This window comes from Acinetobacter sp. V2 (assembly GCF_001188385.1).
GTDB lineage: Bacteria > Pseudomonadota > Gammaproteobacteria > Pseudomonadales > Moraxellaceae > Acinetobacter > Acinetobacter oleivorans.
Genome location: NZ_JZFB01000006.1, coordinates 1 through 9870 on the forward strand (window position 1 = coordinate 1; position 9870 = coordinate 9870).

Sequence of the window (9870 nt, forward strand, 5' to 3'; positions counted from 1 at the left end):
TGTGCCCACGTTTACGTGTGGCTTATTACGTTCAAACTTGGCTTTAGCCATGATGATCTTCCTTTATAAACTGCTCATGCAGGGTCACTGCACGAGCGCTTGGTTTTTAACTAAGAATTAGTTTGGGCTTATAGTAATCGAAAGATTACTCGTCGTCACCTTTTTTACCGCCAGTCTGGAACTTAGCGATGATGCCTTCAGCCACGTTACGTGGAGTTTCAGCGTATTTAGCGAATTCCATAGAATAAGTCGCACGACCTTGAGACATAGAACGCATTTGAGTCGCGTAACCAAACATCTCAGCCAATGGAACTTCTGCTTTAATTGCTTTAGTTCCACCAGGAAGATCATCCATACCTTGAACCATACCACGACGACGGTTTAAGTCACCCATGATATCGCCCATGTAGTCTTCTGGAGTTTCTACTTCAACTTTCATGATTGGTTCAAGAAGGATAGGATCAGCTTTCATGAAACCGTCACGGAAAGCGTACGAACCAGCCATTTTGAACGACAATTCATCAGAGTCGACATCATGGTAAGAACCATCGAATAATGTCGCTTTGATACCCACAACAGGGTAACCAGCTAATACACCATTCTTCATACGTTCTTGAATACCTTTGTCAACTGCGCCAAAGAATTCTTTAGGTACTACACCACCAACAACTTCTTCAACGAATTGGTATTCTTTACCAGCTTCTTCAACATCAAGCGGTTCAAGACGTACATATACGTGACCAAACTTACCTTTACCACCAGTTTGACGTACGAACTTACCTTCTTGTTCAACAGACTTTTTGATCGTTTCACGGTAAGCAACCATTGGTTTACCAATGTTCGCTTCAACACCGAATTCACGCTTCATACGGTCAACGATGATGTCAAGGTGAAGCTCACCCATACCAGCAATAATTGTTTGACCAGATTCTTCGTCTGTACGAACGCGGAACGATGGATCTTCTTTAGCCAAACGACCTAAAGCGATAGACATTTTTTCTTGGTCTGCTTTAGTTTTTGGTTCAACAGCCAATGAAATTACTGGCTCTGGGAATTCCATACGTTCAAGAGTAATGATGTTTTTCTCATCACATAATGTATCACCAGTAGTAACGTCTTTAAGACCTACACACGCTGCGATATCACCTGCACGGATTTCATCAAGATCTTGACGTTCGTTCGCATGCATTTGCACGATACGACCGATACGTTCACGCTTAGATTTAACTGGGTTATAAACCGGATCACCTTGTTTAAGAACACCAGAGTAAACACGTACGAATGTTAAGTTACCTACGAATTTGTCGTTCATGATTTTGAACGCAAGTGCAGAGAACGGAGCTTCGTCAGATGCTTCACGAGACGCTTTAGTTTCGTCTTTGTCGTCAAGGATACCTTCGATCGCTTTAACTTCTGTAGGTGATGGTAAGAATTCAATTACAGCATCCAACATACGTTGAACACCTTTGTTTTTGAACGCTGAACCACAAAGCATTACTTGAATTTCAGAAGCTAATGTACGAGCACGTAAACCTGCAATGATCTCTTCTTTAGAAAGATCACCTTCTTCAAGGTACTTGTCCATTAATTCTTCAGAAGCTTCAGCCGCAGCTTCAACCATTTTTGTACGCCATTCGTTAGACGTATCAACTAGGTCAGCTGGGATATCAGCATATTCAAACTTCATACCTTGAGATGCTTCATCCCAGATAATCGCTTTCATTTCGATAAGGTCAACAACACCTTGGAACGTATCTTCAGCACCAATTGGCACAACGATAGGAACAGGATTACCACCTAAACGAGTTTTAACTTGCTCAACAGCACGGAAGAAGTTTGCACCAGTACGGTCCATCTTGTTCACGAATGCTAAACGAGGCACTTTATATTTGTTCGCTTGACGCCATACAGTTTCAGACTGAGGTTGTACACCACCTACAGCACAGTAAACCATGCACGCACCGTCAAGAACACGCATAGAACGTTCAACTTCGATTGTGAAGTCTACGTGTCCTGGGGTGTCAATTACGTTGATACGGTGTTGTTCGAATTGGTTACCCATACCAGACCAGAAACAAGTTGTAGCAGCAGAGGTAATTGTAATACCACGCTCTTGCTCTTGTTCCATCCAGTCCATTGTTGCTGCACCGTCGTGTACTTCACCAATTTTGTGAGATACACCTGTGTAGAACAAAATACGTTCAGTTGTAGTTGTTTTACCTGCGTCAATGTGCGCAGAAATACCGATGTTACGGTAACGAGTAATTGGGGTTTGGCGAGCCATGATGTCTACATTCCTAAATGTTATATTTAAAACAGGACGCACCAATTAAATTGATGCGCGCGAATATCCAAACAGGCAACTTAAATACCTGCAAAGCTCCCACTTTGATAAAGAGCAATGTTGAATCGAGCTGCTGTACGCATGAATATTCTCCTGAATAAGGCCTGTTTTATCCGCTTAGAAACGGTAGTGAGAGAAGGCTTTGTTAGCTTCAGCCATACGGTGCACATCTTCACGTTTTTTGATTGCTGCACCTTTACCTTCAGCTGCATCAAGCAACTCACCAGCAAGACGTAAAGCCATCGTTTTTTCAGAACGCTTAGCAGCAGCATCTACTAACCAACGCATAGCTAAGGCAGTACGACGGGATGGGCGTACTTCCATAGGTACTTGATAAGTAGCACCACCAACACGGCGTGCTTTTACTTCAACCATAGGACGAACTTTTTCAAGAGTAGTCTCGAAAAATTCAACTGGGTCTACTTTGTTTTTTTCTTGAACACGTTCTAAAGCACCGTAAACGATACCTTCAGCAACAGATTTTTTACCATCTTGCATTACGTGGTTCATGAATTTAGCGATTGTTTGGCTGCTAAATTTTGGATCTGGAAGGATCTCACGAGCAGCGACTACGCGACGTCTTGGCATTTTAATACACCTAATAATATGACACTTCAGGATAATCCAGCAGTTTGTACAAGTGTCATGTACACGACGCTGGCCTTACTATACGTCGCTTGAATTACAAATCTATGAAGAATTCAAACAAGCGAAACGCTAAAGGGCTTATTGGACTAGTTTCCTAGAATTACTTCTTAGGACGCTTAGTACCGTATTTAGAACGTGATTGATTACGATCTTTAACACCAGCACAGTCTAATGAACCACGAACGGTATGGTAACGTACACCTGGTAAGTCTTTAACACGACCACCACGGATAAGAACAACACTGTGCTCTTGTAGGTTATGACCTTCACCACCGATGTAGCTAGATACTTCAAAACCTGAAGTTAAGCGAACACGGCAAACCTTACGCATAGCTGAGTTAGGTTTTTTAGGTGTAGTTGTATAAACACGTGTACAAACACCACGACGTTGTGGACAAGCCTTCAACGCAGGAACTTTGGATTTTTCAACCAAAGTCGTACGACCCTTACGGATCAACTGATTCGTTGTTGCCATATGGCAATTCTCCCGTTATTAAAAAACCTTAAAAAGAAAATACCTCTTTTTAAGGGCACATAATTGTAAGCTAAGATGCAAAAATGGTCAACACGGCAATACTTACCAAATGTTGACCATATCAATCTTTGACAGGATAACTTACAAATCTAAATAGAGTTTAAATCTTATTTTTAAACCTCTTATTTGTAAGCGTATTGTTAAGAGTATTTTTTATCATTCAACTCCTCTTCATCTACCTCAGGAGTTAAAGCAGGTTTTTGCTCAGTATGCTCATGTTCCTCAACATGTTTATCAGCAAGTTGCTCGATACCTTGATGGACATTTTCCTGAATTTTTTCTTCACTCTTTTTACTTTCTGTAGGCTTTAAGACAATAGATACTTTTGAAATGACATCATGATTTTCTACTTTATGATGATGTGCTGCATGAATATTGCCATCTTCACCCACATTTAAAAGACGAGGACTCGCCTTCTGGATGAGCGTAACCGCAGCATAATAGGCCTGTAGCGGAGATAAATGCTCACTTGGATGTTCATTTAAATAATGTCTTGCAGCGCCAAAAATAGCTTGTGCTTTATGCCCAACATCTTCTTGTAGTTTCCAACTATATACTGCGCTTAAAACAGCACCAGCAACTGGTGTAACTTTGCCAAATGCTGAAAGTTTAGGAATACGGTTTAACCAACCCCATTTAAACTCTCCATCTTCATCGACTAGCCAGTTCTTTAAAGTATCAAAATCGGTAGTTGAACCTAACACTTGCTGAAATTGATGAATATCTTGCGTTTCCAACATATTTCGTAATGTTTTTAAAGCTATCAATAAAGTTTGCTTTTCAGCAATCAGACTAATATCAACCTCTTTAAAGATAAACTCGACAACGTCTTGGTCTGTAACTTCCAGAAGTTCAAAACCATGTGATCTACCAGTCTGATAAATCGTTCTTAAAACGAGCACGAGTGAAACAGGAATATCTACAGCAGCACCAACCACGCCCGACACGCCTGTAATTGCACCTTGTACAGTCGCAATTAATTTATTTTGTTCGATAAGTGCCTGACTTAAACGTTGAGAACGGCCCGTATCTTTAGTGAGCTCAAATAAATCTTTAGCACCCGCTTCTTCTAAGATTTTTTCAGTTAAGGTGCTTTTTGAACTAAAGTCATTCAGCCAATCAAATAAATAACCTGAGATTTTTTCATCCCAATCTGGGGAAAGAAATGTAGCTACACCATTTACTTTTGTAAAATGTCGTCCAAAGACCTGACGAGTTACTTTCGGCAATTGTTCACGTAGCATTTGTTGAGGACTTTCATATTGCTCAACTTCAAATGGGCTTTTTGTTCTCGATTTTCCTTCAACTGTTTTCCCAGTTGGAATTGGTTCAATTACCTTACTAACGTCACCTGATTGGTTCTGTTGCAAGATACTCAATCCTGTAGAACTGAGCTTTTTAGCCACTCCGAAGACCTGAGAAAACAAATTGTCAGATTGATTATTATTAAATTTTGTCATCAAGTACCTCGATTTTTTAATTTATCTAATTAGACATAAATACTAGGTGGAATGTGGATTTATCTCAACTTGAATGTGTGTATTTTAGTTAACCCTAAATGCAACATACTATGTATTTAGTTATTTTTTTTAAATGTAAAATTGTCATAAAGATTTGCCATAAGAAATAAAAATCCTTTCTGCTATTATGTTAACAACGAAAAAACATGAGTCTTGTTTTCTTACAGCTATATTCTCCTATTCGTTTTCATAGCTGTTGATCACCATAGACTCTTAATATCACCATAAAGGGACCTGTAGATGAAACGTGTTGTAATCACTGGTATGGGTATTAACTCATGTATCGGTAACTCTTTAGAAGCAGTTACTCATTCACTTCAAAATGGAATCTCCGGGACACGTTTTAACCCAACTTATGCTGAACTCAATTTTAAAAGTCATGTGAGCGCTGCTGCAGAACAAGATTTTGATCATATTGACCGTAAGTTAAAACGCTTTATGGGCGTATGTGCAATGTACGCTTACAATGCTGCTGTAGCTGCTGTTGAACATGCAGGTCTTACTGCTGAGCAAATCGGTGGTAATCCACGTTACGGTATCGCAGGCGGTTCAGGTGGTGGTTCAACTGCATCTGTTGTTGAAATGACAGAGCTTTTAGAAACTAAAGGTGCACGTAAAGTAGGACCTTTCTTCGTACCACGCAACATGTCAAACACTATTACTGCAAACGTAGGTGTTGCATTCAAACTGCAAGGTATTGCTCATACAATTACAAGTGCTTGCGCAACTTCTGCTGACGCAATTGGTTATGCATACAACCTGATTCAACTCGGCAAACAAGACCTTATGCTTGCTGGTGGTGGTGAAGAAGATCATTGGTCTCAAAGTTTATTGTTTGATGCAATGGGTGCACTTTGCTCAAAATATAATGAAACTCCAGAAACAGCATCTCGTCCATATTCAGCAGACCGTGATGGCTTTGTTATTGCTGGCGGTGGCGGTTTCGTAGTACTTGAATCACTTGAACACGCTCAAGCACGTGGTGCCAACATTTTAGCTGAAGTTGTTGGTTATGCTGCAAACAGCGATGGCGCAGACATGGTTGCTCCAAGCGGTGAAGGTGCTACACGTTGTGTGTTAATGGCACTTGAAGAAGCTAAGCAACATGGCGTAGACAAAATTGACTATGTAAATACACATGGTACATCTACTCCAGCTGGTGACATTACAGAACTTAAAGCAATGGAACGTGCATTTGGCGAAGGCAATGTGCCTCCTCTTAGCTCAACTAAATCTATGACAGGTCATAGCTTAGGTGCAGCTGGCGTACAAGAAGCTATTTACTCTGTTCTAATGATGCAAAACGACTTTATTGCACCAAACATCAATGTAACTGAACTTGATGAAGGCGCAAAACCTTTTGATATCGTACTTGAAAAACGTGATGCAAAATTGAATACTGTAATGAGTAACAGTTTTGGCTTTGGCGGCGTTAACGCTTGCCTTATTTTCAAGAAGTGGGATGCATAATCCCACCTAGGATTATCGATGGATGCACCTTCTGATGCTTTTTTGTGGGTAAAAGCATTACATATTATTGCCGTGGTTTGTTGGTTCGCTGCTTTGTTCTACTTACCACGTCTATATGTTTATCATGCTATGAGTGAAGATGCTGTTAGTCATCAACGCTTTGAAGTAATGGAACGTAAGTTGTATCGTGGAATTATGTGGCCTTCTCTGATTGCCACATTAATTACTGCTCATTTTCTTGTGGATTGGGGCGATGCAACTCGACATTACCATCAGGCAACATGGTTTTACCTTAAAGTCGCTTTAGTCGCTTTGTTAGTCATCTACCATTTGGCATGTGGCTACTACCGTAAAAAACTTATTGGAAATGCTCACTATAAATCACATAAGTTCTGGCGCTTCTTTAATGAAATGCCGACCTTAATTTTATTTGCCGTTGTGATTTTAGTTGTCGTAAAGCCTCAGTTTTAACTGGGGCTTTTGCTTTTCTTATCTAAGAAATCTTTTATTCACAACAATAAGAAAAACTAGATCCATTTAAAGCTTTATATTTTTAAAACAGAACGATAAAACTAATGAATAACCACACCTCTTTATTTCGCGATATCTAACCTATAGTATGCTAAAGAAATAGATGAACTCATTTAATGGCAAAGCTATGCTACTTTTTAATGCCTTTAAACGCTTAATTCGCACACAATTTATTCTTCTTACGCTTTTTATTTTCCGTCACTTAAAAAACTACCCAATTAGACATTTGACTGCTCAAGAAAAAGTATTAGCACAAATGGTCTTTGGCGACATGCTCAATTGTGAACAACCTAAAATTATTGCTACTCGCTACCTTCCTTGGCAGTCTTACGGTATTTTTATGGCTCCAAACGGAAATATTTATGTCAATCTTTCCGATTACAGTGAAAATTATGCTCTAGAATCTAAATTTATGCAGGGTATTTTTATTCACGAACTCACTCATGTCATGCAGTATCAAAAAGGTATTCATGTATTACTTAAAGGTGCCTTACTGCAATCAGCCTATTATCTGAGCTTTAAAAGTTACAACCCCTATAAATACACCTACTCTCCCCACAAGGCTTTTAGCTCTTATAACATTGAACAACAAGGTGAAATTGCCCGCGATATTTGCTCTGGTAAAATCCCAAATATTATCTGTTCACCTCAACTTCATTTGTAACTAAATAATCAATCCTTCTTTGAACGTAACATTTCTTGCTTAATGTAAATGAGAATTCTTATAAATCAGAAATACTTACCTAAGCTATAGAATCCCTCTTATTTAATTCAAATTATTGAAAAAAATATAACGCGCTTATTCCAAATTAGCTTGTGATAAGGCAGTATACAAACAATAAAAATAATGAAGCCTGTTTCTATTCTATACAGAAAATCTCGTTATTTTTACGCAGAAAATATGTGATTGGTATATATTATTGATCTTGACATTTTTGTTTACTATTTTAATTGTTTAATATCGTATCATACACATCGTTGAAAAATTATATCTATAAAAATCAACACTATGTGTATCTATATTCGTTATGATCTAGGATTAGGTTTGAATGAAAAGTTTTAAAGTTGCCCTTGCTCAGTTTTCTCCGCATATTGGCAATATTGACTCAAACACCAAAAAGATGATTGAGCAAGTAAATCAGGCGAAAAAACAAAACGCTGACCTGATTATTTTTCCCGAGCTTTCTGTTATTGGTTATCCAGCTGAAGACTTATTGTTACGTCCAAATTTAAATAAACGTATGCAAAAGGCTTTTGCTCAACTTGCCGAAGTTAAAGATATTGTCATGGTTTTCGGATTTGTGAACCAGACAGAAGATGGTCAACGTTATAATTCTGCTGCTGTCATGAAAGACGGTCAAGTTTTGGGTGTTTTTAACAAACACAATTTACCAAACTATGGCGTCTTTGATGAAAAACGTTATTTCCAAAAAGGACATCAGCATTTGGTGTTTGAATATCTTGGACATAAGTTTGGCGTATTGATTTGCGAAGATATCTGGTCAATTAATACCGTAAAACAGTTAAGCCAATTAAATGTTGATACTGTTCTTGTATTAAATGCATCACCATACGAAGTCGGTAAACCACAGCACCGTACACAAACGTTGAGTGAACTTGCAAAACAACTTCACCTCAACATTGTGTACGTTAACCAAGTGGGCGGCCAAGATGATTTAATTTTTGATGGCACAAGTTTTGTCAGCAATAAAGATGGTGGAATTGCTTTACAAGCACCAAGCTTTAAAGAAGACCTCTACATCGCTGAATTTGACCAAAAAAACAAAGCGTTTAAAGTCACAGAATCAGCTCCTGCTTTAGAAACATTTGCAGAGATCTATCAAGGTTTAGTTCTGGCAACACGCGACTATGTAGAGCGTTCAGGTTTTCCTGGTGTAATTTTAGGTTTATCTGGCGGTATTGATTCTGCCCTTACACTTGCTATTGCTGTTGATGCAATTGGTGCAGAAAAAGTACAAGCCGTAATGATGCCTTATACTTATACTTCTCAAATTAGTGTAGAAGATGCGGCAGAACAAGCTCGTCGTATGGGCGTAACTTTCGGTATTGCTGAAATACATTCAGTTGTAAATAGCTTTATGCAAACCTTGTATCCTTTCTTTGGCAACTCACCAGCAGATGCGACCGAAGAGAACTTACAAGCGCGCGCACGTGGCACATTACTCATGGGCTTATCAAATAAATTTGGTAATTTAGTACTCGCTACTGGCAACAAGTCTGAGCTTTCAGTTGGCTACTGTACACTTTACGGTGATATGGTTGGTGGCTTTGCAGTTCTAAAAGATGTTTATAAAACTATCGTATTTGAATTAGCAAAATACCGTAATAGCTTAAGTGAAACTCCTGTTATCCCTGAACGTGTGATTACCCGCCCACCTTCAGCAGAACTTCGCCCAGACCAAAAAGACCAAGACTCTTTACCAGCATATGATGTATTAGATGCCATTCTTTACGCATACATTGAAGAAGATTTAAGTCAGGCAGATATTATTGCCAAAGGTTTTGATAAAGAAGTAGTTGAAAAAGTTATCCGTTTAGTTGATCGTAATGAATATAAACGTCGTCAAGGCGCGATTGGGCCGAGAATTACTTCTCGTGCATTTAGTCGTGAACGACGTTATCCGATTGTCAACGGTTGGACAGCGAATGACTGAGCAGGAAAACTCATCAAAAACTACAGCACTTGCTCAAGCACTTTTGCTTGAGCAAGTGGAATTTTTCAAAAAACAATTATCTATAGAAAACTCACCTATTTATTTCCAGCAGTTCATTCAACTGTTTATGCAACATGCTGACGAAAT

The 9870-nt window shown here is 38.9% G+C and carries 8 protein-coding genes; 4 read left to right on the top strand and 4 right to left on the bottom strand.

Features of this window, described 5'->3' with window-relative positions:
* Nucleotides 1-145: 145 nt before the first annotated feature.
* The 4 genes from fusA to UC75_RS15890 all read right to left on the bottom strand — a co-directional run bounded on the left by fusA (nt 146) and on the right by UC75_RS15890 (nt 4987).
* Entirely contained in the window at nt 146-2284 is a 2139-nt protein-coding gene (gene fusA / locus UC75_RS15875) for an elongation factor G (RefSeq protein WP_005303124.1), read from the bottom strand.
* 177 nt (nt 2285-2461) lie between these two features.
* Nucleotides 2462-2932, bottom strand: coding sequence for a 30S ribosomal protein S7 (rpsG, locus tag UC75_RS15880; protein ID WP_004638185.1), 471 nt, complete (start codon nt 2930-2932; stop codon nt 2462-2464).
* A gap of 160 nt (nt 2933-3092) precedes the next feature.
* Complete coding sequence (gene rpsL, locus UC75_RS15885; RefSeq protein WP_002050319.1) at nt 3093-3467, bottom strand: 30S ribosomal protein S12; 375 nt, start codon at nt 3465-3467, stop codon at nt 3093-3095.
* A gap of 200 nt (nt 3468-3667) precedes the next feature.
* Nucleotides 3668-4987 carry an EcsC family protein gene (locus tag UC75_RS15890; RefSeq protein WP_049838147.1) on the bottom strand — a complete coding sequence of 440 codons (1320 nt, stop codon included), beginning with the start codon at nt 4985-4987 and terminating at the stop codon, nt 3668-3670.
* A 300-nt stretch (nt 4988-5287) separates the two neighbouring features.
* Between UC75_RS15890 and UC75_RS15895 the strand changes: the two genes are divergently transcribed.
* The 4 genes from UC75_RS15895 (at nt 5288) to UC75_RS15910 (ending at nt 9723) form a co-directional block, all read left to right on the top strand.
* Nucleotides 5288-6517, top strand: a complete 1230-nt coding sequence (locus tag UC75_RS15895; protein ID WP_004641618.1) for a beta-ketoacyl synthase N-terminal-like domain-containing protein — start codon at nt 5288-5290, stop codon at nt 6515-6517.
* Nucleotides 6518-6535: 18 nt separating this feature from the next.
* On the top strand, nt 6536-6988 hold the full coding sequence (locus tag UC75_RS15900; protein WP_049838148.1) for a CopD family protein: 453 nt from the start codon (nt 6536-6538) through the stop codon (nt 6986-6988).
* A 163-nt stretch (nt 6989-7151) separates the two neighbouring features.
* Nucleotides 7152-7712: a hypothetical protein gene (locus UC75_RS15905; protein WP_049838149.1), complete on the top strand. Its 561-nt coding sequence runs from the start codon at nt 7152-7154 to the stop codon at nt 7710-7712.
* Nucleotides 7713-8097: 385 nt separating this feature from the next.
* Complete coding sequence (locus UC75_RS15910) at nt 8098-9723, top strand: NAD+ synthase (protein ID WP_049838150.1); 1626 nt, start codon at nt 8098-8100, stop codon at nt 9721-9723.
* Nucleotides 9724-9870: the final 147 nt, after the last annotated feature.

Bases quoted from the DNA above. Each gene is read 5' to 3' on its own strand.
- fusA (WP_005303124.1), bottom strand. From the start codon at position 2,284: ATGGCTCGCCAAACCCCAATTACTCGTTACCGTAACATCGGTATTTCT.
- rpsG (WP_004638185.1), bottom strand. From the start codon at position 2,932: ATGCCAAGACGTCGCGTAGTCGCTGCTCGTGAGATCCTTCCAGATCCA.
- rpsL (WP_002050319.1), bottom strand. From the start codon at position 3,467: ATGGCAACAACGAATCAGTTGATCCGTAAGGGTCGTACGACTTTGGTT.
- UC75_RS15890 (WP_049838147.1), bottom strand. From the start codon at position 4,987: ATGACAAAATTTAATAATAATCAATCTGACAATTTGTTTTCTCAGGTC.
- UC75_RS15895 (WP_004641618.1), top strand. From the start codon at position 5,288: ATGAAACGTGTTGTAATCACTGGTATGGGTATTAACTCATGTATCGGT.
- UC75_RS15900 (WP_049838148.1), top strand. From the start codon at position 6,536: ATGGATGCACCTTCTGATGCTTTTTTGTGGGTAAAAGCATTACATATT.
- UC75_RS15905 (WP_049838149.1), top strand. From the start codon at position 7,152: ATGAACTCATTTAATGGCAAAGCTATGCTACTTTTTAATGCCTTTAAA.
- UC75_RS15910 (WP_049838150.1), top strand. From the start codon at position 8,098: ATGAAAAGTTTTAAAGTTGCCCTTGCTCAGTTTTCTCCGCATATTGGC.